The organism is Trinickia acidisoli (assembly GCF_017315725.1).
In the GTDB taxonomy this organism is placed as follows: domain Bacteria; phylum Pseudomonadota; class Gammaproteobacteria; order Burkholderiales; family Burkholderiaceae; genus Trinickia; species Trinickia acidisoli.
On record NZ_JAFLRG010000001.1, the window covers coordinates 2,235,735 to 2,256,766 of the forward strand.

26 protein-coding genes and 1 tRNA gene are annotated in these 21,032 nt (G+C 63.3%); 12 read left to right on the plus strand and 15 right to left on the minus strand.

Annotated features, from left to right (window positions below):
* Nucleotides 1–67: 67 nt before the first annotated feature.
* Nucleotides 68–985 (plus strand): 2-hydroxy-3-oxopropionate reductase, encoded by a 918-nt coding sequence (locus J3485_RS10260; RefSeq protein WP_206952359.1) that lies wholly within the window; start codon nt 68–70, stop codon nt 983–985.
* A 27-nt stretch (nt 986–1,012) separates the two neighbouring features.
* Here J3485_RS10260 and J3485_RS10265 read toward each other — a convergent pair whose 3' ends face one another.
* The 3 genes from J3485_RS10265 to J3485_RS10275 form a co-directional block, all read right to left on the minus strand.
* Nucleotides 1,013–1,180 (minus strand): hypothetical protein, encoded by a 168-nt coding sequence (locus J3485_RS10265; protein WP_206952360.1) that lies wholly within the window; start codon nt 1,178–1,180, stop codon nt 1,013–1,015.
* Nucleotides 1,181–1,372: 192 nt separating this feature from the next.
* Nucleotides 1,373–2,404, minus strand: a complete 1,032-nt coding sequence (locus J3485_RS10270) for an asparaginase (protein ID WP_206952361.1) — start codon at nt 2,402–2,404, stop codon at nt 1,373–1,375.
* Between the two features lie 60 nt (nt 2,405–2,464).
* Nucleotides 2,465–3,391 (minus strand): CysB family HTH-type transcriptional regulator, encoded by a 927-nt coding sequence (locus tag J3485_RS10275; protein WP_206955752.1) that lies wholly within the window; start codon nt 3,389–3,391, stop codon nt 2,465–2,467.
* Nucleotides 3,392–3,726: 335 nt separating this feature from the next.
* On the opposite strand from J3485_RS10275, the gene lexA reads away from it, so the two are divergent.
* The 3 genes from lexA to J3485_RS10290 all read left to right on the plus strand — a co-directional run bounded on the left by lexA (nt 3,727) and on the right by J3485_RS10290 (nt 5,592).
* Entirely contained in the window at nt 3,727–4,374 is a 648-nt protein-coding gene (gene lexA, locus J3485_RS10280) for a transcriptional repressor LexA (protein WP_206952362.1), read from the plus strand.
* A 35-nt stretch (nt 4,375–4,409) separates the two neighbouring features.
* Nucleotides 4,410–4,751 (plus strand): hypothetical protein, encoded by a 342-nt coding sequence (locus tag J3485_RS10285; protein WP_206952363.1) that lies wholly within the window; start codon nt 4,410–4,412, stop codon nt 4,749–4,751.
* A gap of 208 nt (nt 4,752–4,959) precedes the next feature.
* Nucleotides 4,960–5,592 (plus strand): DUF2939 domain-containing protein, encoded by a 633-nt coding sequence (locus tag J3485_RS10290; protein ID WP_206952364.1) that lies wholly within the window; start codon nt 4,960–4,962, stop codon nt 5,590–5,592.
* Nucleotides 5,593–5,705: 113 nt separating this feature from the next.
* Here the strand turns inward: J3485_RS10290 and J3485_RS10295 are convergent, their stop codons facing one another.
* A complete protein-coding gene (locus J3485_RS10295; protein ID WP_206952365.1) occupies nt 5,706–6,206 on the minus strand; it encodes a universal stress protein in 501 nt (166 codons plus the stop codon).
* Between the two features lie 260 nt (nt 6,207–6,466).
* On the opposite strand from J3485_RS10295, the gene nodI reads away from it, so the two are divergent.
* Complete coding sequence (nodI, locus tag J3485_RS10300; protein ID WP_206952366.1) at nt 6,467–7,381, plus strand: nodulation factor ABC transporter ATP-binding protein NodI; 915 nt, start codon at nt 6,467–6,469, stop codon at nt 7,379–7,381.
* A 118-nt stretch (nt 7,382–7,499) separates the two neighbouring features.
* Nucleotides 7,500–8,345, plus strand: a complete 846-nt coding sequence (gene nodJ, locus J3485_RS10305) for an ABC transporter permease (RefSeq protein WP_206952367.1) — start codon at nt 7,500–7,502, stop codon at nt 8,343–8,345.
* Between the two features lie 87 nt (nt 8,346–8,432).
* On the opposite strand, the gene J3485_RS10310 is transcribed toward nodJ, so the two are convergent.
* The 4 genes from J3485_RS10310 to J3485_RS10325 form a co-directional block, all read right to left on the minus strand.
* The gene (locus J3485_RS10310) at nt 8,433–8,855 is read right to left on the minus strand and encodes a hypothetical protein (protein WP_206952368.1); all 423 of its coding nucleotides are present in this window, start codon (nt 8,853–8,855) and stop codon (nt 8,433–8,435) included.
* Between the two features lie 138 nt (nt 8,856–8,993).
* The gene (locus J3485_RS10315; RefSeq protein WP_206952369.1) at nt 8,994–9,911 is read right to left on the minus strand and encodes a hypothetical protein; all 918 of its coding nucleotides are present in this window, start codon (nt 9,909–9,911) and stop codon (nt 8,994–8,996) included.
* 593 nt (nt 9,912–10,504) lie between these two features.
* Entirely contained in the window at nt 10,505–10,870 is a 366-nt protein-coding gene (locus J3485_RS10320; protein WP_206952370.1) for a helix-turn-helix transcriptional regulator, read from the minus strand.
* Nucleotides 10,871–11,125: 255 nt separating this feature from the next.
* On the minus strand, nt 11,126–11,638 hold the full coding sequence (locus J3485_RS10325; RefSeq protein ID WP_206952371.1) for a hypothetical protein: 513 nt from the start codon (nt 11,636–11,638) through the stop codon (nt 11,126–11,128).
* 282 nt (nt 11,639–11,920) lie between these two features.
* On the opposite strand from J3485_RS10325, the gene J3485_RS10330 reads away from it, so the two are divergent.
* The 3 genes from J3485_RS10330 (at nt 11,921) to J3485_RS10340 (ending at nt 12,913) form a co-directional block, all read left to right on the plus strand.
* Nucleotides 11,921–12,199, plus strand: a complete 279-nt coding sequence (locus J3485_RS10330) for a hypothetical protein (protein ID WP_206952372.1) — start codon at nt 11,921–11,923, stop codon at nt 12,197–12,199.
* Between the two features lie 130 nt (nt 12,200–12,329).
* Complete coding sequence (locus J3485_RS10335) at nt 12,330–12,584, plus strand: type II toxin-antitoxin system HicA family toxin (protein WP_206952373.1); 255 nt, start codon at nt 12,330–12,332, stop codon at nt 12,582–12,584.
* A complete protein-coding gene (locus J3485_RS10340) occupies nt 12,581–12,913 on the plus strand; it encodes a type II toxin-antitoxin system HicB family antitoxin (protein ID WP_206952374.1) in 333 nt (110 codons plus the stop codon). Before J3485_RS10335 ends, J3485_RS10340 begins: the two co-directional genes overlap by 4 nt.
* Before the next feature lie 143 nt (nt 12,914–13,056).
* On the opposite strand, the gene J3485_RS10345 is transcribed toward J3485_RS10340, so the two are convergent.
* From J3485_RS10345 to dusA, 5 genes are all read right to left on the minus strand, one after another.
* The gene (locus tag J3485_RS10345; RefSeq protein ID WP_242538542.1) at nt 13,057–13,359 is read right to left on the minus strand and encodes a type II toxin-antitoxin system death-on-curing family toxin; all 303 of its coding nucleotides are present in this window, start codon (nt 13,357–13,359) and stop codon (nt 13,057–13,059) included.
* Between the two features lie 99 nt (nt 13,360–13,458).
* Entirely contained in the window at nt 13,459–13,641 is a 183-nt protein-coding gene (locus J3485_RS10350; protein WP_206952375.1) for a hypothetical protein, read from the minus strand.
* 96 nt (nt 13,642–13,737) lie between these two features.
* On the minus strand, nt 13,738–14,952 hold the full coding sequence (locus tag J3485_RS10355) for a tyrosine-type recombinase/integrase (protein WP_206952376.1): 1,215 nt from the start codon (nt 14,950–14,952) through the stop codon (nt 13,738–13,740).
* A 175-nt stretch (nt 14,953–15,127) separates the two neighbouring features.
* Nucleotides 15,128–15,203: transfer RNA gene (locus J3485_RS10360), tRNA-His, on the minus strand.
* An 82-nt stretch (nt 15,204–15,285) separates the two neighbouring features.
* Nucleotides 15,286–16,284: a tRNA dihydrouridine(20/20a) synthase DusA gene (gene dusA, locus J3485_RS10365; protein ID WP_206952377.1), complete on the minus strand. Its 999-nt coding sequence runs from the start codon at nt 16,282–16,284 to the stop codon at nt 15,286–15,288.
* Between the two features lie 307 nt (nt 16,285–16,591).
* Here dusA and J3485_RS29260 point away from each other — a divergent pair, with 307 nt between their 5' ends.
* Together J3485_RS29260 and J3485_RS10375 are read left to right on the plus strand one after the other, a co-directional pair.
* On the plus strand, nt 16,592–17,569 hold the full coding sequence (locus J3485_RS29260) for a PRC-barrel domain containing protein (RefSeq protein ID WP_206952378.1): 978 nt from the start codon (nt 16,592–16,594) through the stop codon (nt 17,567–17,569).
* A gap of 11 nt (nt 17,570–17,580) precedes the next feature.
* Nucleotides 17,581–18,843 carry an MFS transporter gene (locus J3485_RS10375; protein ID WP_206952379.1) on the plus strand — a complete coding sequence of 421 codons (1,263 nt, stop codon included), beginning with the start codon at nt 17,581–17,583 and terminating at the stop codon, nt 18,841–18,843.
* Nucleotides 18,844–18,878: 35 nt separating this feature from the next.
* On the opposite strand, the gene J3485_RS10380 is transcribed toward J3485_RS10375, so the two are convergent.
* Nucleotides 18,879–19,076 carry a hypothetical protein gene (locus J3485_RS10380; protein ID WP_206952380.1) on the minus strand — a complete coding sequence of 66 codons (198 nt, stop codon included), beginning with the start codon at nt 19,074–19,076 and terminating at the stop codon, nt 18,879–18,881.
* 192 nt (nt 19,077–19,268) lie between these two features.
* On the opposite strand from J3485_RS10380, the gene J3485_RS10385 reads away from it, so the two are divergent.
* Nucleotides 19,269–19,697: a hypothetical protein gene (locus J3485_RS10385; RefSeq protein ID WP_206952381.1), complete on the plus strand. Its 429-nt coding sequence runs from the start codon at nt 19,269–19,271 to the stop codon at nt 19,695–19,697.
* A gap of 89 nt (nt 19,698–19,786) precedes the next feature.
* Here J3485_RS10385 and J3485_RS10390 read toward each other — a convergent pair whose 3' ends face one another.
* Nucleotides 19,787–20,938, minus strand: a complete 1,152-nt coding sequence (locus J3485_RS10390) for an enoyl-CoA hydratase/isomerase family protein (protein WP_206952382.1) — start codon at nt 20,936–20,938, stop codon at nt 19,787–19,789.
* Nucleotides 20,939–21,032: the final 94 nt, after the last annotated feature.

The following is a 21,032-nucleotide window of genomic DNA, read 5'->3' on the forward strand; positions in this document are numbered from 1 at the left end:
GGGAAGACGCGTCGCGCGCTCCCCGCTCCACCCAAACACGACAAACCGCTAAACGGAACATCTCGACATGGCAAAGATCGGTTTCATCGGACTCGGCATCATGGGCGCGCACATGGCGCGCAATCTGCTCAAGGGCGGACACTCGCTTTCCGTCACCGGCTCCTATCCGGTACCCGACGATCTGCGCAAACAGGCGCACGTCGTGGCCGACTCCACGGCCGTCGCACGTGAATCGGACATCGTGATCGTGATGGTGCCCGACACGCCCGACGTCGCGAACGTCCTGTTCGCCGACGACGGTGTGGCGAAAGGCCTTTCGGCCGGCAAGCTCGTGATCGACATGAGCTCGATCTCGCCGCTCGACACGCAGGATTTCGCCAAGCGCATCAACGCGCTCGGCTGCGACTACCTCGATGCGCCCGTCTCGGGCGGCGAAGTCGGCGCCCGCGAAGCGACGCTTTCGATCATGGTCGGCGGCCCCGAGCAAGCGTTCGAGCGTGCGAAGCCGCTGCTCGATCTGATGGGCAAGAACATCACGCTCGTCGGCGACAACGGCGCTGGACAGACCTGCAAGGTCGCCAACCAGATCATCGTCGCGCTGAACATCGAGGCCGTCGCCGAAGCGCTGCTGTTCGCGGCGCGCTCGGGCGCCGATCCCGAGCGCGTGCGCCGTGCGCTGATGGGTGGTTTCGCATCGTCGCGCATTCTCGAAGTGCACGGTGAACGCATGACGAAGCGCACGTTCAAGCCCGGTTTCCGGATCGACCTGCACCGCAAGGATCTGAACCTGGCACTCGACGGCGCGCGCAAGCTCGGCATTGCACTGCCCCACACCGCCAGCGCGCAGCAACTGTTCAGCGTCTGCGCGGCACACGACGGCGGTAGCTGGGATCACTCGGCGCTGTTGCGCGCGCTCGAAATCATGTCCGGTTTCGAGATTGCCGAAGCGCCTGCTGAAAAAGGCGCTGCGGCGGTTGCGGGCTGACGATGTCCGGGCGGCGCCAAGCGCCGCCTACGCATCGAATCCAGTAGCGAGAATTCGGCCGTTCGACACCAATCGAACGGCCAGCACGTGGGGCGCCTCGCCTTGCGTGCGCAAGGCAAGACTGACGCGCAGCCCGCGCATCGCAAGATGCGCGGCACCCGCGACAGGCAAGCCAAGCGCGCGCAAGGTAGGCAAAAAGCCGCTTTCGGGCTGAGAGCGGCAGTGGGGTCCGCAGCGGCACCCGACGACGCCGGGGAAGCCTTGGTCGGTCAGACGTCGTCGTCGGGTGTCCGTCTGTCGGATTGCCATTCTTTCAAACGGGCAGGAGCGCAAACTTTCCTGTCGCCATGTATCGGGACCGCACGCGCCCGATGCCCGCATCCCCAGTCAATACGTATCGAAAACCTGCTGCAGCGCGGCCGGTTCGTGCTCGCCTGCGACCAGCGCGAGCATCAGGAGCACCCGCGCCTTATAGGGATTGAGCGTGCCGGCGCTGACGAAGCCGAGCGCATCGTCGGGCGCGGCCCCGTTGCGCATCACGTGACCCGAGCCTACGCGCGAAGCCCGCACGACGGCAACGCCGCGGGCGCGCGCTTCTCCGAGCGCCGCCTGCATGGACGCGTGGATAGAACCGTTGCCGGTGCCGGCCACGACGATACCGCGCGCGCCCGCGGCGGCGAGCGCATCGACGGCGATGCGCGACGCGCCCGCGTAGCTCGCGACGACGTCGACGAGCGGCCAAGTAGCGGCGACGACGAACGGCGTCGCGCTCGTGTGCGGCCGCACGGCGGCGCGTTGGAACTCGACGCGGCCGTCTTGCACCCAGCCGAGCGCACCGATCTCCGGCGAGTGGAACGCATCCACGGCATAGGTGCTCGTCTTGACGACGTCGCGCGCGCTATGGATTCGATTGTTGAATGCGACGAGCACACCTTGTCCGCGCGCGGCGCGCGAGCCGGCGACAGTGACCGCGCCGAGCAGATTCAGCGGCCCGTCGGCCGAAAGCGCCGACGACGGCCGCATCGCCGCGGTCATCACGACCGGCTTGTCGGTCTTGACCGTCAGATGCAGCGCATACGCCGTTTCCTCGAGCGTGTCGGTGCCATGCGTGACGACGATGCCGTCGATGTCCTCGCGTGCGGCCAACGCCGCAATGCGCTCGGCAAGCGTCGTCCACAGCGCGAGGTCGAGATCCTTGCTGTCGATGCTCGCGACTTGTTCGGCTTCGATGCGGGCAATCTGCGCGAGTGCCGGCACGGCCGCCAGCAACCGATCGACGCCGACGACGCCGGCTTGATAGCCGGACGTCTGGGCGGCATCGGCGGCGGAGCCGGCGATCGTGCCGCCGGTCGCGAGCACGGCAATACGCGGCAGCGCCGCGGGGGAATTGGAAAAATGAGTCGTGGTCATGGGCGCCATTCTAACCGCGCCGATCGTGGCGATCGAGCGGGCGAACGCTCGCCCTCGCCCGCGCTTTCGCTATGCGGCCTCGCGCAACTGCCCTGCCATGCCCGCTTCGGACAACTGCGGGGCGAACATTTCGATGAAGCGATAAGCGTACGCGCGCATGAACGCGCCCTTGCGCAAGCCCACGCGCGTCGTGCTGCCTTCGAATAAATGCTGCGTATCGAGCGCGACGAGTTCGGCATCGCGCTTCGGATCGTAGGCCATCGCGGCGACGATGCCGACGCCCATCCCGAGCTCGACGTAAGTCTTGATGACGTCCGCATCGATCGCGGTCAGCACGACGTCGGGCAGCGTGCCCACCTTGGCGAACGACGCGTCGATATGCGAGCGCCCCGTGAAATCGCGATCGTAGGTCACGATCGGATAGTCGGCGACATCCTCGAGCGTGACGCGCGCGCGGCTGGCGAGCGGATGGTGCTTCGGCACGACGACGACGTGGTGCCACGAATAGCACGGAAACGTGAGGATGTCGGGGAAGCGATCGAGCGCTTCGGTCGAGATCGCGATGTCGGCCTCGCCGTCGATGAGCATCTGCGCGATCTGCTGCGGATTGCCTTGCCGCAGCGCGAGCTGCACCTTCGGAAACGCTCGCGTGAACTCACGCACCACTTTGGGCAGCGCATAACGCGCCTGCGTATGCGTCGTCGCGACCACGAGATGGCCCGTGTCCTCGTCGGCATATTGCCTGGCGACGCGGCGCATGTTCTCCGCGTCGAGCAACATGCGCTCGATCAGTTGATGCACGGCCTTGCCAGGCTCCGTCAACCCCGTGAGCCGCTTGCCGCGACGCACGAAGATGTCGACGCCGAGTTCGTCCTCGAGATCTTTGATCTGCTTGGACACGCCCGACTGCGAGGTAAACAACGCATTGGCCACCTCGGTCAGATTCAAATTGCGGCGCACCGCTTCGCGCACGAAGCGCAACTGCTGGAAGTTCATGCGAGCGTCTCTCTTCGACAGGGGTTGGGTCATCGATCGTCGCGATGCGGCATGGGCCACGCTGCCGCTCGAGGTTCGCGCTGGGCGGATCTGCCGACTGCCGGCACGCACGTCCCGCGCGCGTCCGAACATGGCTTCCGGCACCCGCCTCGTCCGATGTCTTTTTGTTAGGGCCGGCCCAGTCTAGGCGATGCCGCTTATTCCATGAACAAATAAATCCTCATTTTTTAATGCCGATTTCTGCTAAAGGCGACGTGGGGTCGCAACAACAGGGTTGAAATTCTCTCGATACTGTATAAAAATACAGGCACCTGTCTATCCATACAGTGACGCCCATGACCAAACTCACCGCCCGGCAGCAGCAGGTTTACGATTTGATCCGCCATTCGATCGAGCACAGCGGCTTTCCGCCCACGCGCGCCGAAATCGCGGCGGGGCTCGGCTTTTCCTCGGCCAATTCGGCCGAGGAACATCTGCGAGCGCTGGCGCGCAAGGGCGTGATCGAGTTGGCGGCCGGCGCATCGCGGGGCATCCGGCTGGTGGCGTCCGACGACATGCCGCATCAGTTCACGTTGCCACATCCGGCATTGATGCAGTTGTCTCTGCCGCTCGTGGGCCGCGTCGCGGCCGGTAGCCCCATCCTCGCGCAGGAGCACATCTCGCAGCACTATGCGTGCGACCCGGCGCTCTTTTCGAGCAAGCCCGACTACCTGTTGAAGGTACGCGGCCTGTCGATGCGCGACGCCGGCATTCTCGACGGCGATTTGCTCGCCGTGCAACGACGCAGCGAAGCGAACGACGGGCAAATCATCGTTGCGCGGCTCGGCGACGACGTCACGGTCAAGCGCCTAAAGCGGCGCCCGAACGGGATCGAGCTCATCGCCGAGAACCCCGATTACGAGAACATCTTCGTTGCGGCCGACAGCGCCGACTTCGCGCTCGAAGGCATTGCGGTCGGCCTGATTCGCTCGACCGAATTCTGACTCTGAACACCGTCTGAACACGTTTGGGAGACGCCATGGATCGCCTTGCCCGCCTCATGCCTTTTCGCACCTTCGGCCGCCTGCGCCACTTGCGCGGTCTCGTTGCCTGCCCACCGCTCGAGGCAGTCGCCCCGAGCCCTGCGCGGCAAAACGACAACGCGTCGCTTGCGGGCATGCAGCCTGCCGCGCTGCCCGCATTCGCTCGCGTGTCGCTCAATAGCGCGTTGCATGCGGAGCCGGCGCGACGAGCACCCGTGCGCGTCTATCATGGCGCGTCGCGCGTCATCCTCGTCGGCACGATCGACGCAGTATGCAAAATGATCGATCGATGCATCGACGACGAACGTGCCGGCGCACCGGCCCCACGGTGGGGTTAATCGTTTTTCGCGTGGTAAGCGCGCTGCTTGCACCGGCAACGCTGCACACACGATAGCGACGGCTCGAGGCGTCGAATGTGTGTCGACGAATGTGTGTCGAATGCGCGGCCAACGTTGCCTATCCTCGCGAGATCGCCATTTTTGGTAGGGATCGTTTTCGCGTAGTCTCTGTCGATTAGCATTGGACATCGACAAAGGCCTCCGTCTCATGACAACTGAAAACCGCTCCAACGCCCGAAAACCGCTGGCAGCCGCCGTCGTGGTGGGCGCCGTGATCATTGTGGTCGCCCTGGCCGTCTTCGCTTACGCATCGCCCTACCTCGTGTTGAGCAAGCTGCGCGATGCCGTGCAGGCACGCGACGCGCAAACGATCGATCGCTACGTCGACTATCCGGCGCTGCGAACGAGCCTCAAGCAACAAGTGACCCAGATGTTGAGTCAGCGAGTCGATACGGAAAAGCTCCAGCATCCGCTTGCCGCGCTCGGCGCGCTCGTCGGCATGGCGCTCGTCAATCCGCTCGTCGATGCGTATGCCACGCCCGATGGCGTCGCAGCCTTGCTCGAAGGGCTGCCGCCGCAAGGGAAACCAGGCGAGACGCCGCCGCCTGTCGGCGAGGAGCAACCACAGCCAGTGCAGCCGGCGCAAGAAGCGCCCTCGGCACCTGCTTCGGCTTCGGAACAAACGGCTGCGGCGCCCGCCAAGGGCAGCGCCGGCTATCGAGACATGAGCACGTTTGCCGTCACCTATACGCGCGACACCGACACCCCGCCCTACAGCATCGTCTTTCATCGCCGCGGGTGGTTCTCGTGGCAACTCGATGCCGTCGAACTCGCGCCATAGCGCGCGGTCAGCCCACCCGCGCGCAGTCGAGAGCGTCGACTTGACCGGCCGAGAGCGAGGCGAAGGCAAGGCATAGCTGCGTGCAGCGCGGCGAAGCCGGTCCTTCCGCGCGCTTAGCCGCCTGGACCGCCGGCATGCGCCATGGCCGCAGCCATGCTGGCGTCCTCTTGCTCGTGCGGTGCCGAAACCGCAACGAGGATGCTGCACGAAACGCGGTCGAGAAGCTGCGTGTTGCCGGCCCCCATCCACCATCGCGACAGCCCGCTGCGTGCGCGATGGCCGACGACAATGAGGTCGACTTTTAGCTGATCGGCAAGATTGGTAATTTCGTCGATCGGATGGCCGAACGCAAAGTGCCCGTGCGCTTGTACGCCACGCTCCGTCAGCCAATCGACGCCTTCCTGCAGGATTTCCCGCGCGGCGTCCTCGAAACGGCCGCACGCAACGTCCGTCAGGAGCCCAGCGCTTTGGGCAATGCTCGTACGCATGTCGACGACGGACAGCAAGTGCGTTTCCGCCTTCAGGTCGAGCGCGAGGTCGGCACCGCATCGCAACGCTTTGCGGCCCTCGCGCGAGCCGTCATAGCACAATAGGATTTTTTTGTAGCTTGCCATCATGGCCTCCCAGCCCGCGCGAATCGCGGTTCTTCATTTCAATCATGGTGCGCCGCAGTTGGACTGACAAGGCTAGGAAAACGCCTAGCCCGCCCTCGTCTCTATGCGCATGCACCACGGCGGCGAAAGCGTGCGTCGCTGCGTTGCACCACCGGGCGGCGCCACACTAGCACCACGCCGGCACGAAGCGCGAACGCGCGATGCAATAGAATGATCGCCTTCGGCCTAGAACCTTGGTGCGGTGCGTCTCGTTCGTCCTCATGTCCAATAACGCCATCGAATTTCGCGACGTGGTGAAGCACTATGGCGATAAAGCCGTCGTCGACGGCTTGTCGTTTCACGTCCGTGCCGGCGAATGCTTCGGCCTACTCGGCCCCAATGGCGCGGGCAAAACCACCACGCTGAAGATGCTGCTCGGCCTCGTCGAGCCCGACTGCGGAGCGATCGCGCTATGCGGGCAAAGCATTCCGTCCGGCGCCCGCTTCGCGCGCCAGCGAGTCGGGGTCGTCCCACAGTTCGACAATCTCGACCCCGATTTCAGCGTACGAGAAAATCTGCTCGTGTTCGGCCGCTACTACGGTTTATCGCCGAGCAAAACCCGCGCCATGGTTCCGGATCTGCTTGAATTCGCACGCCTGGAAAGCAAAGCCGACGCGCGCGTCGGCGAGCTTTCCGGCGGCATGAGACGCCGTCTGACGCTCGCTCGCGCGTTGATCAACGATCCCGACGCGCTGATTCTCGACGAGCCGACGACCGGCCTCGACCCACAGGCGCGCCATTTGATCTGGGATCGATTGCGGTCGCTGCTCGCGCGGGGCAAGACGATCCTGCTGACAACGCATTTCATGGAAGAAGCGGAGCGGCTCTGCGATCGGCTGTGCATCATCGAGGAGGGGCGCAAAATCGCCGAGGGGGCGCCGAGCGCATTGGTGGCGAAGGAAATCGGCTGCGACGTCATCGAAGTCTACGGTCCCGATCCGGCGACGTTGCGCGACGAACTCGCGCCGTTCGCGACCCGTACCGAGATCAGCGGCGAAACGCTATTTTGTTACGTCCGGGACCCGGCGCCGGTCAACGAGCGTCTGGCGGGCCGCTCGGGCTTGCGGTACGTGCACCGCCCGGCCAATCTCGAAGACGTGTTTCTGCGGCTGACGGGACGTGAAATGCAGGATTGACCCGCTCCACCCCGATGCAACGGACGTTGCACCGCCGCCGCTTCGAAAGCAGGCAGGTGCCAAAGACGATGCTTACCGCATCAAAGTACGATGCGCACGACGGTTGAGAGAACGAAAGATGGATGCCCCTCCTTACGATACGCGCGGGCGGGCGCGCGACACCGCCAAAACCGAGCGCGCGAGCCGCTGGCGGCTTGCGCTGCCGGCCAACGCAACGAACTGGATCGCGGTTTGGCGACGCAACTATCTCGTTTGGCGCAAGCTGGCGGCGGCGTCGATGCTAGGCAATCTGGCCGATCCGATGATCTACCTGTTCGGCTTAGGCTTCGGACTCGGCTTGATGGTGGGCCACGTCGACGGGGTCTCCTACATTGCATTCTTGGCCGCAGGCACGGTCGGCTCGAGCGTGATGATGTCGGCCACATTCGAGTCGATGTATTCGGGCTTTTCGCGCATGCACGTGCAACGAACGTGGGAAGCGATCATGCATACGCCGCTCACGCTCGGGGACATCGTCGTCGGAGAAATCATTTGGGCGGCGAGCAAGGCGGTGTTGTCGGGGGCGGCCATCATGCTCGTCGCCGGCGTGCTCGGCTATGCGCGGTTTCCGTCGATGCTGCTCGCGCTGCCTGTCGTCGCGCTCGCCGGGCTCTCGTTCGCAAGCCTCGCGATGATCGTGACGGCGCTTGCCCCGTCGTACGACTTCTTCATGTTTTACCAGACGCTCGTGCTTACGCCGATGCTGTTGCTCTCAGGGGTGTTCTTTCCGCTCGCGCAATTGCCCCAGGCCGTCCGTCGCGTCGCCGCGATCCTGCCGCTCGAACATGCGGTCGAATTGATCCGCGCGGCCATGCTGGGACGTCCCATCGACGAAATCGCGGTACATCTGGCGGTGCTGGCCGCTTATTCGATCGTACCGTTCTTCGTCTGCGCCGTACTGTTTAGGCGCAGATTGATGCGATGACATGTGGGATGTCGGCGTGCGGCATACCGGCGTATCGGCCCGGCGCGCATGCCGCGATTCGCGGCGGCCCAACGGCGCCGCAACGGCTCACGCTTCGTCGTCGCTCCACGGGATCTCGACGTCGCTGATAAAAGCGACGGTCGCAAACGGACGTGCCTCGTGCCGGCCGATCTTGCCGTCCGCACGTTGCCATTCGACGCGAAAAACGACTGACGGAGTATCCGCAAGCAGCCACACCGTGCGAATCTCGTCCGGGTCGGCCTCTTCGACAGGGCCATCGAGCGAGATCAGGAGCGTCTGGGGCCAAAGGCCGCCGTCAGGGTCGTAGATGCGCTCGCCGTCGGGAATCGACGTGAACGCCTCGACGCCGATCGTGGCGCAGGCATCGACGACCATCTTGCCGAGCGCCTGCAAAACCGCCGTGGCACGCATGGAATTGGCATGTCGGATCGCGAGGTCGCCGCGCGTCAATGCCTGCTCGAGTTTGGGGTGGGTCTTGTGTGTGCCCATGATGGTGTCGTAGCTCGCTTGGTTCTCGGGTGATTCATCGCCGGCGGCGCGTCAACGCGCCGCCCAATGGACGAATCCTACCATTTGCGCCGTGCCGGCCCGCGCACGACGACGATATCGGACACTTGCACGGGGCGTTCACGCGGGATCGCGCAACGACGGCGACGAATGCCGGCGCTTGTAATGCTCCTGCGCACGACGGTTGCGTCCCATCGTCCAAGCCTCGGACGTATAAGCGACTGCCTTTCCGTGCACAGCCAGATCATCGTGGTAGCGCTGCGTCGAGACGAAATAACGCGGCATTTCGTCGGGCGCGAAACGGATGACCCCGGGTTGCGGACCCATATTGACGCCGCCGGCGTATGAAGCGTTGTTGCGTTCCGACCATCCGTCGTGCGCACCGTGCTGGATCGGCGAATGCGGAAAGACATCGTAGGGCCCACATATCATTGGCGTACGAGGCGCGAGCCGCCAAGGCACATGCAGCCCAGTTGTTTCGAGGGCGGTATTCATAGCCGGTACGAACAATTCCGGGTCGATTTCTTCGAATTCACCGAATTCATTCTTTCTGTAGACGCCATGAAGATCGATATCGCCACAAAAGGCATTGCCCGCCGCGTCTCGAAACAATCGGCCATCGACGAACACGCGCCCGTCTTTCTTGTCCGTCTTCTGATAAAGACCAGCCGGCTTGGGACGCACGGGCTCTCGCAAGGGTTCGCCCGTGTCCGTGACGTGCAACAGCCGGGCGGGATTGCCTGCCCGCACGTAGATGCACCACCGCAACTCATTGGCACACCGCTGAATGGCCGTGGCCTCTTTCGGATGCAGTCCTTTGCTCGCGAAGTCTTGATCGCGCTGCAATAGCGCGTCGGGCGGATGCAGCGGCGATAACGTGTAGCTGCCGCGGCGGCCGAACAGCGCGCCGAGCGAACGCATCGACGTCCCAGGACTAGTCGAATGCGTGACGGCATGTTCTCGGCTTACGGACGTGGAAGACTTCGGATTGCGCATCGCGTGGGCGTGCCGCTGAGCGTGTGCTGCAAATGCAAACATCGTCCGCTCCTCCCAAAGGCTTTACGACAGGGCAATTCGGCGACAACGGGACCAGCAAAGCTAAAACGCGAGAACACGTTCACTTTATCGAAGCTCGTGTCGCCGACCAAGTGCATGGCGGGAAACAAAAAGCCCAGTCCGAAGAACTGGGCTTTTACGAAATTCTTGGGGCTGATGGGACCCAAATTTTCCGTCCTAACCGTTGTCACTCCTACGCAGGGAGTGTTTATGTAGAGTTAGATGCCCCCACAGATGCCCCTGGTCCCTTTTTGTGGGAAAACAGGACCGTGATCGGGAAAAAAGGCGGCCTAACTCAATGTGAGGACGGCCGTGAAAATCATAACTGTGTTGCTGTTGGGGATTCTGTTGTTTTCTGGTCACACGGCGCACGCCGAAACCGACCTGCTGCTCATGGGCAAGTCCTGGCACTTCGGCCATGCTGTGCCAGCCGGCCAAGCCGGCTACGACGTGAATCAGTACAACTGGGGCGGCGGTTTGGAATACCGCGGCGACGCATGGCACGGCCAGTGGCTCGTCGGCGGCCTGACCTATCGCGATACCTTCCGGCAGCACGCCTATACGGTCTATGGCGGCTACTCGCCGATCTCCTTTGTCGACCAAAGGGCGTGCTCGAAGGGAACCGTCCTTTGCATCCGCGCCTCGAATTGTGCGAATAGCCTTTCCGCGATAGCGTCGACGGAAATTGATTGATCGATGACGGGCGATACCGCTTCGATTGCGTTGCCGTGGTCTGCACGTGACGCTCGAGTTGGAGCGGGCGCGGGTTGCTCGTCCTTGCGCGCTTGGAGCCATGCATCGATATCGCCCTCACTCCATGCGGTGCCGCCCACGCCAAAAGGAAATGGCCGCGGGAAGGCGCCCTCAACAATCATCCGGTAGATGGTGGCTTGGCTTAGGTTCACCTTTGATGCGACCTGCCCGATTTCGATGGCGTTCATTGCCGACTCCAAGAAGAAACGACGATGTCGCGCACTCTGGGGCAAGACACGATCGTTGAATCGTGACCTATCGTGCGGCGCGAGCTCGTCGACGCTCGCGACGCCACGCCAGTCTCGCAGCGCTGACCTACAACCTTTTCTTGTTAAACGTAGTTGTGATTGGCATGGTCAGATCGATACGGCAATGCCTATTTTCTGCAACGCGTCCATTGGCGCCTGATGGTTAAGTACGCTAAACGCGGCGTGTATAGTTGACTAAACTTCTCCCTCTCGTGGCGACCCGCTACGAGAGACATTCACTTGCAAATTGATTCTCTCGATTAAAACGCAGGTATCGTCAAAATAATCCATCACACGCCGCTCGCCAAAAAATATCCTGTCGCCCGCTCGATCCATTCGATCCGGGCTTTCCTTTACAACCAGGAGATAGGCAGGATGGCAACGAAAAGGCAGATCCTTAGCAAGCGCGCGGAGATGATCGAACTTATCAAGATGCATCCCGGCATCTCGTCCGCCGAGCTCGCGCAACGCGTTGGCATCAACGGCGCAAGTAAGGTTACAACAGCACTGTGGCAATACGTTCGCAACCAAAAGATCGTCACCGAGCGCGCCGAGATCGAGGGTCGATGGATGAATAGGCACTACATGGCAGACCATGTGCCGCCCGATGCCGTCGAGCGAATCACACAGCGCATTGTCGACGCGTCCGATGCGGTCCCGGCAGTCAAGTCCCCCCAAGCGAGAAACAGCGTCTTCGACGTCCCGCATGCTTCAAAGGTGAAGACGAATACTCGGGCACCGCAATCAGAAAAATCGGTATCTGTCGTCCGCCAGGCATCGAGGTTTGCATGCGCCATAACGGGCGACGGCGGCCTCGTACTGATGCGCGACGGGGCCATCGAGTCGTCACTTACCGAGGGCGAGACGTCGCAGGTTCAGGCATGCCTGATGAAGCTCGCAGCAGCGAAGCTATTCGCGACGATGGCGTGATGGTTAGCCGGCGTCGGGGCGCCGGCTGATAACATGGCGCAAACAACAACGAGGGACCACATGCGAGCCATATATGCAGCGGCCGCCATCGCGCTTGTCGCCGGATGCACGACGATCTCTGACGTCACTCCGGCCGGCGACGGCAATTACACGGTGACGACGCAGGTGCGCGGCGGAATGACGCCCTGGGGCGAAGTCAAAGCGTCGAGCTTGAAGCGCGCCGACGAGTATTGCCGGCAGCAAGGCAAGCAGATGCATCAGGTCGACATGCAAACGCACGGCGTCCGCGGATGGACCCCGCAAGAAGCCGATCTGACGTTCTCTTGCGTGGCCGGGTGACGGAAGACGCCGCCAAGCTCTTAGCGACGATCGCGTGATGGGTGCCGGCGTCGGGGCGCCGGCTCGCGCGCCATCGAGCGAAACGTCCATCACGTCACATCTGATAGCACTATCTGCTATCATTCTCAGCATGAACAGCAAACAACGCAAAACGCTCGGAGCGATCTTCGCGAAGCCGACTCAAGGCGGCATCGTGTTCACCGACATCGAATCGCTTGTTCGGGCGCTTGGCGGTGAGGTGCTGGAGCGCGAAGGATCACGCGTCAAGATCGCCCTGAATGGTCAGGAATGGCGCTGCCACCGGCCGCATCCTGGCAAAGAAGCCCGCAAATATCAGGTCGAAGAAGCGCGCGAATTTTTCGAACGTGCTGGAGTGAAACCATGAACACGATGATCTACAAGGGCTATACAGCCCGTATCGATTTCGATGATCGAGACAACATCTTCGTCGGGCGCGTGCTTGGCGTGAGTTCGATCATCAGCTTTCACGGCGAGACCGTGAAGCAGTTGCAGAAGGAATTTAAGGTCGCCGTCGACGATTTTTTGGCCGACTGCGAGGAACGCGGCGTCGCGCCTGAAAAGCCAGCCTCAGGAAAGCTGATGCTGCGCATCCGGCCCGAAGTTCACGCTGCCGTCAGCGTCGCCGCCCAGGCCAGCGGCAAGAGCATCAACCAGTGGGCCGACGAGGTACTAGAAAGGGCCGCACACGCGTAAGACAAGCTCGAGCAACTGGCCGGTGCTGTGGGTGGGGGAGATGATTGGGGTGCCGATCGCCGTAGCGAGGGCGGAGACTGCGCAGACGTGACAAAGCCCGCGCGGGGCGGGCTGAGCTCGACGCATTCCTTGCTGCTTTGAACTTACCGCGCTTTTGAAAACGTGCCCCCAGGGGGGTCTATTGGCTTTGCAAGCGACGAGAAGATATTGGCAATGTCCAAGTAGTTCAGCTTACCCTCGGCAACATCGACCATAATCTCTTCGAGCGCTTGAGTTCGCGCTACCTCATACCCTTCGATTAAGAGATAGGTGAGCGCCGATACGAGCGCGGTCCGCTTATTTGCATCGGAGAATGCATGGCCGCGAGCAATCGCCCGCATATAGCCCCGCGATCTCAAACACGTCAGCGAGGCCATCATAATGGATGCGGTTCTCAATACGACCAAGGGCACCCTCCAAGGTGCCCCGGTTCGCTTTTCCAGATAACCCAGGCTCTCTGGACAGGATGAAATCGTGCACAAGCACGACCATGTCCGCATCCAGGATCATCGTTTGGCTAGGGCCTGGATAACGGCGTGATGCTGTTCATAGACGCGCTTGGCAGCGTTGACGATCTGCCTTCGGCCATCCGCGGAGCTTGCATTGACCTTCACTGTGGGCTGCTGAACTTGGGCCCGGGCCTTGACTTCGACTCCGTGGATGTTCCCGGTCTTGCCTTTCGTGACCATACGGGATCTCCTTCGGGGTTGTTAAATATACAACATCGTTGACGGCATTCTACAGGCAAAGTTTAGGCCGCATTGCGTGACAAAAGGTGACGTATGTCAATGATTCGTATGTTGTGACACATCTTCGCTCGCCGCGACATCGGCCGCACCACTGAGATAGGTCCCCCACCACTGCATCATTCTCCGCCGCTCCGGCAGGTACTGGGCATGGTTGTAGGCGGCCCGCACGCTGTTCTGCTCCGTGTGCGCGAGCTGACGCTTGATCCAGTCGCTTTCGAACCCGTTCTCGTTGAGGATTGTCGATGCGAGCCCGCGGAAGCCGTGCCCCGTCATCCGAGAGTGGTACCCCATGCGGTACAGGGCGTAGAGCACGGTGTTTTCACTGATCGGTTTCTTCGCGTTCGAGCGGCTAGGAAACAGCAGCGGCCAGTTGCCATTCAAGTCGCGAAGCTGCTTGATCACAGCAAGAGCTTGTGTCGACAGCGGCACGATATGCTGCGCGCGCATCTTCATCTTCTCGGGCGGGATACGCCACTCAGCCTTCGCTTCGTCGATCTCGGACCACTCGGCATTGCGCAGCTCGCCAGTGCGCACGAACGTCAAGGCCAGCAGTTGCAGCGCGAGCCGAGTCTGCAGGTCACCGTCGTACGCTGCGATCTTGCGCATCAACTCCGGCACTTCGGCCTCGCCGACACGCTTCATGTGCGTCACGGCGCGACTCTTGAGCGCTCCGCGCAAGTCGGGGACGGGATCACGCTCCGCGCGCCCCGTGGCGATCGCGTATCGAAACACCTGACTCGCCGCCTGCATGGCCTTTCGTGCAAGCTCGAGTGCGCCGCGGCTCTCGATCTTTCGAAGGACGGCTAGCAACTCCGGCGCAGACACGTCCTTCACCGGACGGGCACCAAGCGACGAAAAGAACTCTCGCTCAAGCAGCTTGAGTACCTTATCCGCATGCCCTTCGGACCAACCGTCCTTCTTATTCCCATGCCATTCGCGCGCGATCGCCTCGAACGAGTTGGTTCGCTCTAAGGAGCGCTGCAACTTCTCGCGTTTCTTCTCGTGAGACGGGTCCAAGCCAGCACGCAGCGTGTCTTTGATCGATTCACGGGCCTTCCGAGCTTCGAGCAACGAAACGGCAGGATAGACGCCAAGGGCGATGCGTTTCTCTTTGCCGTCGATGCGATACTTCAGGCGCCAGTACTTCGATCCACTCGGCATGACCTCGAGGTACATGCCTTGGCCGTCGGCCAGCTTATAAGATCGCTCCCGCGGCTTCGCGGCGCGCACTGCGACATCAGTAAGGGGCATGGGGGCATCGAGGGGGCAGAAATGCCCGCAGCGCTGTGAAAAGTGCCACCAACGATGCCCCCAGATTAACTGGGTGTCAATGGGAAAACTTGGGCAAAGATGGTAACTAGAACCGCCGCAAGTGCTTGACTAGCGGGGATTTTTGGCAGACGATGGGAAACGTTGGGACGTTATTTGGGGTGGCTGATGGGACTCGAACCCACGACGACAGGAATCACAATCCTGGACTCTACCAACTGAGCTACAGCCACCATTGATACTGCTTGCTCTCACGTTGGCGCCGCCAACGAAGAAGCGAGATTATACGAACAGATTCCCCGCTTGCCTAGCCCCTCAGCCGATAATTTCCGACGACTCGCGCAGATGGCTGCGTGCCTCGTCGAAAATCGCCAGGTCGCCGGCGGCGAGCCGCTTGCTATCCGAGAGCACACGCCGCCAGCCGCGTGCACCGGACACGCCGCGATACAAGCCCAACGCATGACGCGTGACGGCTCCAAGGAACGTCCCTCGCGCAAGCTCCGTCGCGCAATAGTCGATGAGCGCCGCCTCCATCTCCTCGCGCGACTTGGCGGGATCGCCACCGTAGAAGCGAGCGTCGACTTCCGCCAGCACGAAAGGATTGTGGTAAGCCTCGCGGCCCAGCATCACGCCATCGACGTGCTGCAGGTGCAGTTCCACTTCGTCGAGCGTCTTGATTCCGCCGTTGATGATGATCTCGAGCGACGGAAAGTCTCGCTTGAGTCGATAGGCGTAGTCGTACTTCAAAGGCGGAATCTCGCGATTTTCCTTCGGCGACAAGCCCTTCAAAATCGCATTGCGCGCGTGAACGATGAAAACCTCGCACCCCGCTTCCGCGATCGTCCCGACGAAATCCCGCACGAATGAGTAGTCTTCGACGGCATCGACGCCAATGCGATGCTTGACCGTCACAGGCACAGAGACTGCGTCGCGCATCGCGCGCACGCAGTCGGCGACGAGTTGCGGCTCGTTCATCAGGCAGGCGCCGAACGCCCCACGCTGCACACGCTCGGACGGGCACCCGCAGTTGAGGTTGATTTCGTCGTAGCCCCACTGCTCGCCGAGCTTGGCGGCGCGTGCAAGATCGCCGGGCTCGCTGCCGCCAAGCTGCAGCGCGACGGGCGCCTCCTCGGCGGTGAATGCGAGGTGGCGCGCGACGTCGCCGAACAGCAACGCACCCGTCGTCACCATCTCCGTATAAAGCCATGTGTGGCGCGAGATGAGCCGATGGAAATAGCGACAGTGGCGATCGGTCCAGTCCATCATAGGCGCGACCGACACGCGGCGAGGACTGGCTTGGGGATGTAGCGGCATAGCGGAAAGGACAAACGGCAAGCTCGCAATTTTACCGCAATGCCAAGGTCCGCGACGACGCGAGCAATCCGCGCCTGTCCCAGGCATTCGAACTGTCGGTGCGGCGGAGCAGCCAGGTCGCAGCCCGAATCGCCGGCCCACCCCGCCGCACGCTCGGCACTGCCGGCACGCCGGCCGCGACGTCAATCGAAGTCGAGCGATCGCTCGGCAAGTAGGTCAGCGGATAGAATGGAGGCCGCGCGAAACCCAGCGGCGCGTGAGAATGGGCTGCCGTGCCTGCCGTGCCTGCTATAAGGAGCTTTGGTCAATGAGCGACGGAATATCCCGTCAGCGCCTCGCCGGGCGCGTTCTTCTCGTTTTACTGCTGTCGATGCTCGCCGGGTGCAGCACGTGGTTTGCGCGACCGCCCGCACCGCAGCCCGAACAACCGCCCCCCGAGCCGGCGCCTGCCGAAGAGGCACCGCCGGCGCCCGCGTCGGAGCCGCTAGCGTCGGCGCCCATTGCCGCCGCACCGCCGCAGGAAGCGCCCGAGCATAAGCACGTGACGCCCAGGCCTATCTATCGGCCGCCGCCCAAACCTCACCCCGCCCCGCCGCCCGCGGCGGCGCGGCCCGCTGCCCCGCCGCCGCTGATCACCACGCGCGCGCTCGCACCCAACGACGCGCACGGCCTGCTCGACGCGCGCGTGCAGCGCCCGGACGGCAAAGTCATCGGCCGCGCCATCGACATGTTCGTCGATGCGGCAGGCAAACCGCGCGAGATGCTCGTCAATCTCGCTGGCTTCATGGGAATCGGCGATCGCAAGATGCGCTTTCCGTGGACCGACTTCCGCTTCGATGCCACCCAGCGCAAGGCGCCGATCACGCTCGCGATCCCGCCCGGCGAGCCGCCCGCGGCGGCTTCGTCCCACGCTAAGGACAAGGCCACCGGCAATTCCGGCGGAGCGGGCGCGAACGATGCTCGTCTGCTCGGCGTGATCGATGCCACCGCCGAGCGTGGCAACGGCGCACGCGTCGGCCGAGTGGTGGACGTGTTGATCGACAATCGCGGCGAGCCGCAGGCTGCCGTCGTTGACGTGGGCAGTCTCATCCATGAGCGGCGCAGCATCGCCGCCGATTGGTCGGCGCTGCGGTTCGTGCCGAAAGACAACGCGCTTTCACTGCAAACCGATCTGTCCGACGCGCAAGTGAATGCGGCGCCGCCCTATGCGCCGAATCAACCGGTTCGGGCCGTCGCGCCGGCGGCAGCCGACGCCGCGGCTTCGGCTGGCCATCCCACAAGGTGACGAACGCGCAGATGGCAATTTCCCGGAGTCTTCGCGCGCTCGACTGGCTGAACTTCTTTCTCGCCAACGTACAGACGGGGTTCGGACCGTTCATCGCGTCGTACCTGACCGCCAATAAGTGGACGCAAGGCGAGATCGGCGTCGCGTTGAGCGTCGGCACCGCCACGGCGATGGTGAGCCAAGTGCCGGCCGGCGCGCTCATCGACGCACTGCGCAACAAGAAGGGCGCGGGAGCCGCCGCGATCGTTGCGATCGCGGCGTGCGCGCTGCTGCTCGCGGCAAGTCCTACGCTGCTCCCCGTGCTCGCCGCCGAACTCTTCCACGGATTCGCGAGCTGCATGCTGACGCCTGCGATCGCCGCCATTTCCTTAGCGCTCGTCGGACGCCACGCATTGGGCGACCGGCTCGGCCGCAACGCGCGCTTCGCCTCGATAGGGAGCGCCTTCGCGGCCGCGGCGATGGGAGCGTTCGGCGAATATTCGTCGGCGCGCGCCGTGTTCTGGCTGACAGCGGCCTTGACGGTGCCGGCGCTGATCGCGCTGTCGATGATCGAGGATACGGGCCGCACCGCGTTCGGCGCCTTGCGGAAACCCGCCGCGCCGGAGACACCACGCGCAAGTCTGCCAGCAACGTCCGAGCATCGCGAAAGCATCGGCTCGCTGCTGCGCGATCGGCGCGTGCTCATCTTCGCCGCGTGTATCGCCCTGTTCCATCTGTCGAATGCGGCAATGCTCAACCTCGCGGCAGGCGAAGTAACCGCGCATATGAGCGATAACGTCCAACTCGTCATCGCCGCTTGCATCATCGTCCCGCAAATGGTGGTAGCGGCGATGTCGCCTTGGGTCGGACGATCGGCCGAGCGCTGGGGGCGCCGCCCGCTGCTGGTGTTCGGGTTTGCCGCGTTACCCGTGCGCGCGCTGCTGTTTGCCGGTGTTTCGAGCCCTTATCTGCTCGTGCCGGTGCAGCTTTTAGACGGCATCAGCGCGGCCGTCTTCGGCGTCATGCTGCCGCTGATCGCAGCCGACGTCGCAGGCGGGAAAGGGCACTACAACCTTTGCATCGGGGTATTCGGGCTCACTGCGGGTATCGGCGCAACGCTGAGCACGCTCGCCGCGGGGTTCATCTCGGACCGTTTCGGCAACACGATCAGCTTCATGGCGTTGGCCGCGGCCGGCGCCCTCGCGGTCCTGCTCGTATGGGCCGCGCTGCCCGAAACGCGTGACGCGGGCGAGGCCGATTCGCCCGAGCAGGCCCACGAGCCGTCGACGACATAACGCGCCGCACGCAACGCGAGCCCAGCGCTTGCCGCCTAATCGCAATCTCCGGACAAGTACTTGCGACCGTCGCAGGTGATTTCGATGACGCCGTTGCCGTTCTCGTCGGCCAGGCCCGCACCGAGCAACTCGGCGGCAATCGATGTCGAGACGAGCGGCGGCGCCTGGCCGATGCCGACGTCGTTCAGGCGCCGCAGCGCCTCGACCGCCTCGGGACTCAAGGATTTGGACATGGCCCTCTCCTTTTCGCGTGCAATCGCTGATTCAATGTAGCACTTTCGGAGCGATTCGCCGATTGCGGCGCCGCACTGAACGGGCGTTTGCAGCAAGCCCGCCTATAATGTCGCTCGTTCCGATTTCGCGAGCCGGCACGGGCGCCGGTTGCACGCCGCGCCGGCCGCCTACGTCCGTTCGCCCCGCACTCCATGCAAAAAATCATTCTGCCTTTTGTCTCGGGATTTCTCGCAGCGCTGTTTTTTCGCGAAGGCACGCTCGGCTTGCTTCACGCGGCGGGCTTGATCGGCGCGACCGGCTTTTCGACGGACCCGTTCACGCCACTCGGCATGCCCGAATTCATTGCGAATGCAATCTGGAGCGCGGCCTGGGCTGTGCTGATGGCGTGGTTGCTGCGCGTCGCGCCCGAGCGCGCGGCGCCGTGGGTGCAAGCGTTCGTGTTCGGCGGCATCGTCCTCACGGCGGCGCGCATCTTCGTCGTCGATCCGGCGCGCGGTATCTGGCCAAGCGGCAACATGCTGCCGCGCCTCGCCGTCGGGTTCGCGGCAAACGCCGTTTGGGGCTGGGGCGCACTCGTGTTCATGCGCGCATTCATGAGCCCTTCGGAAGAGCAGTCCTGACGATCTCCTGACCATCCCGGCCTCGGCCCGACCATGAAGAAGCGCGTCGCGCCCCGGGGAAAACGGACCGAATGGATAAGCCGGCCTTCCTACCCGGCCAAATCTCGCAACGGATGCGTGTCGGGTGTCCACGGGCTGACGAACATGTGTTCCACCTCGGCGCGCGTCACATCCTCGATGTGCGCAATTCGCCACACGGGGCGATCGTCCTTGTCGATGATGCGTGCGCGCACGCCCTCCACGACATCTCCATGATCGAAAATCGAGCGCGTCAGATCTAGATCGCGCCGCAGGCAATCGGACATCGGCCCTTCCGCGCGCGCAACCACCTCGAGCGACACGGCCATCGACAGCGGCGAGCGCTCGCGCATCACGCGAATCGTCTCCTGCGCCCATTCGCGCGCGCCGGGCTCCGTCTCTGCCTCGAGCGACGCAACGATACTGGCAACGTCGGGCTGCGCGAAGTGCCGGTCGATCCACGGCCGCGTGGCGGCGAGCGAAAGCGCACCGTCTCGGCCACCTGCGCCCGGCTGGCCGACCGGCGCCGATCGGCTCGCGAATCGCTCGACGCAGGCGAGGACGTCGGGCGTGTCGGCAAGCTGCGCCGCGGCAAGCGCCTCCATCAGCGCCGGGATGGCCGAGGTGTCGAGATAGGCATCGGCCAGCCCCGCATAGAGCGCGTCGGCCGCATCGACCGTCGCCCCCGTGACGGCCAGGTAACGCCCGATCGCGCCTGGTGTACGTGCGAGGAACCAGCCCGCGCCGACGTCGGGAAATAGGCCAATGCGCGTCTCGGGCATGGCCATCTTCGTCGTCTCGCTGACGATACGCAGTCCGCCCGTGCGATGCGCGCCTTGCGAAATACCCATGCCCCCGCCCATGACGACGCCTTGCATGAGCGCGATGTACGGTTTGCCGTAAGTAAAAATCGCGTGATCGAGCGCGTATTCCTCGGTGAAGAATGCATCGCGCGCCGCGACATCGCCGCGCCGTCCCGCCTCATAGAAGTAGCGAACGTCGCCACCGGCGCAGAACGCTCGCGGATGCACGCTGTAGGCGACGACGGCGAGCACGCGCGGATCATTGCGCCAGGCGTCGAGCGCCGCATGCATCGCGCGAATCATCGGAAGAGACAGCGCGTTGAGCGCCTGCGGCCGATTCAACTCGATGTAACCGATGCGGTTGTCGACACGGGTGCGCACCTCGTCGCATGCGGTAAGAATCGATTCAGGCGTAGACATGGGCGGCAAAATAGATACGGTCAAAAACGCACAAGGTAGCATGAGCACACGTCGTGCGGGAGCCGGTCCGTCAAGCCCGATTCTTGCCCGATTC

Coding starts and splice junctions, on each gene's coding strand:
- J3485_RS10290 (WP_206952364.1), top strand. CDS start 4,960: ATGACAACTGAAAACCGCTCCAACGCCCGAAAACCGCTGGCAGCCGCC.
- J3485_RS10335 (WP_206952373.1), top strand. CDS start 12,330: ATGAACAGCAAACAACGCAAAACGCTCGGAGCGATCTTCGCGAAGCCG.
- J3485_RS29260 (WP_206952378.1), top strand. CDS start 16,592: ATGAGCGACGGAATATCCCGTCAGCGCCTCGCCGGGCGCGTTCTTCTC.
- J3485_RS10260 (WP_206952359.1), top strand. CDS start 68: ATGGCAAAGATCGGTTTCATCGGACTCGGCATCATGGGCGCGCACATG.
- lexA (WP_206952362.1), top strand. CDS start 3,727: ATGACCAAACTCACCGCCCGGCAGCAGCAGGTTTACGATTTGATCCGC.
- J3485_RS10310 (WP_206952368.1), bottom strand. CDS start 8,855: ATGGGCACACACAAGACCCACCCCAAACTCGAGCAGGCATTGACGCGC.
- J3485_RS10390 (WP_206952382.1), bottom strand. CDS start 20,938: ATGTCTACGCCTGAATCGATTCTTACCGCATGCGACGAGGTGCGCACC.
- J3485_RS10295 (WP_206952365.1), bottom strand. CDS start 6,206: ATGGCAAGCTACAAAAAAATCCTATTGTGCTATGACGGCTCGCGCGAG.
- J3485_RS10380 (WP_206952380.1), bottom strand. CDS start 19,076: ATGTCCAAATCCTTGAGTCCCGAGGCGGTCGAGGCGCTGCGGCGCCTG.
- J3485_RS10270 (WP_206952361.1), bottom strand. CDS start 2,404: ATGGCGCCCATGACCACGACTCATTTTTCCAATTCCCCCGCGGCGCTG.
- J3485_RS10330 (WP_206952372.1), top strand. CDS start 11,921: ATGCGAGCCATATATGCAGCGGCCGCCATCGCGCTTGTCGCCGGATGC.
- J3485_RS10275 (WP_206955752.1), bottom strand. CDS start 3,391: ATGAACTTCCAGCAGTTGCGCTTCGTGCGCGAAGCGGTGCGCCGCAAT.
- nodI (WP_206952366.1), top strand. CDS start 6,467: ATGTCCAATAACGCCATCGAATTTCGCGACGTGGTGAAGCACTATGGC.
- J3485_RS10355 (WP_206952376.1), bottom strand. CDS start 14,952: ATGCCCCTTACTGATGTCGCAGTGCGCGCCGCGAAGCCGCGGGAGCGA.
- J3485_RS10340 (WP_206952374.1), top strand. CDS start 12,581: ATGAACACGATGATCTACAAGGGCTATACAGCCCGTATCGATTTCGAT.
- J3485_RS10325 (WP_206952371.1), bottom strand. CDS start 11,638: ATGCGGGACGTCGAAGACGCTGTTTCTCGCTTGGGGGGACTTGACTGC.
- J3485_RS10385 (WP_206952381.1), top strand. CDS start 19,269: ATGCAAAAAATCATTCTGCCTTTTGTCTCGGGATTTCTCGCAGCGCTG.
- J3485_RS10350 (WP_206952375.1), bottom strand. CDS start 13,641: ATGGTCACGAAAGGCAAGACCGGGAACATCCACGGAGTCGAAGTCAAG.
- J3485_RS10285 (WP_206952363.1), top strand. CDS start 4,410: ATGGATCGCCTTGCCCGCCTCATGCCTTTTCGCACCTTCGGCCGCCTG.
- dusA (WP_206952377.1), bottom strand. CDS start 16,284: ATGCCGCTACATCCCCAAGCCAGTCCTCGCCGCGTGTCGGTCGCGCCT.
- J3485_RS10315 (WP_206952369.1), bottom strand. CDS start 9,911: ATGTTTGCATTTGCAGCACACGCTCAGCGGCACGCCCACGCGATGCGC.
- J3485_RS10375 (WP_206952379.1), top strand. CDS start 17,581: ATGGCAATTTCCCGGAGTCTTCGCGCGCTCGACTGGCTGAACTTCTTT.
- nodJ (WP_206952367.1), top strand. CDS start 7,500: ATGGATGCCCCTCCTTACGATACGCGCGGGCGGGCGCGCGACACCGCC.
- J3485_RS10320 (WP_206952370.1), bottom strand. CDS start 10,870: ATGAACGCCATCGAAATCGGGCAGGTCGCATCAAAGGTGAACCTAAGC.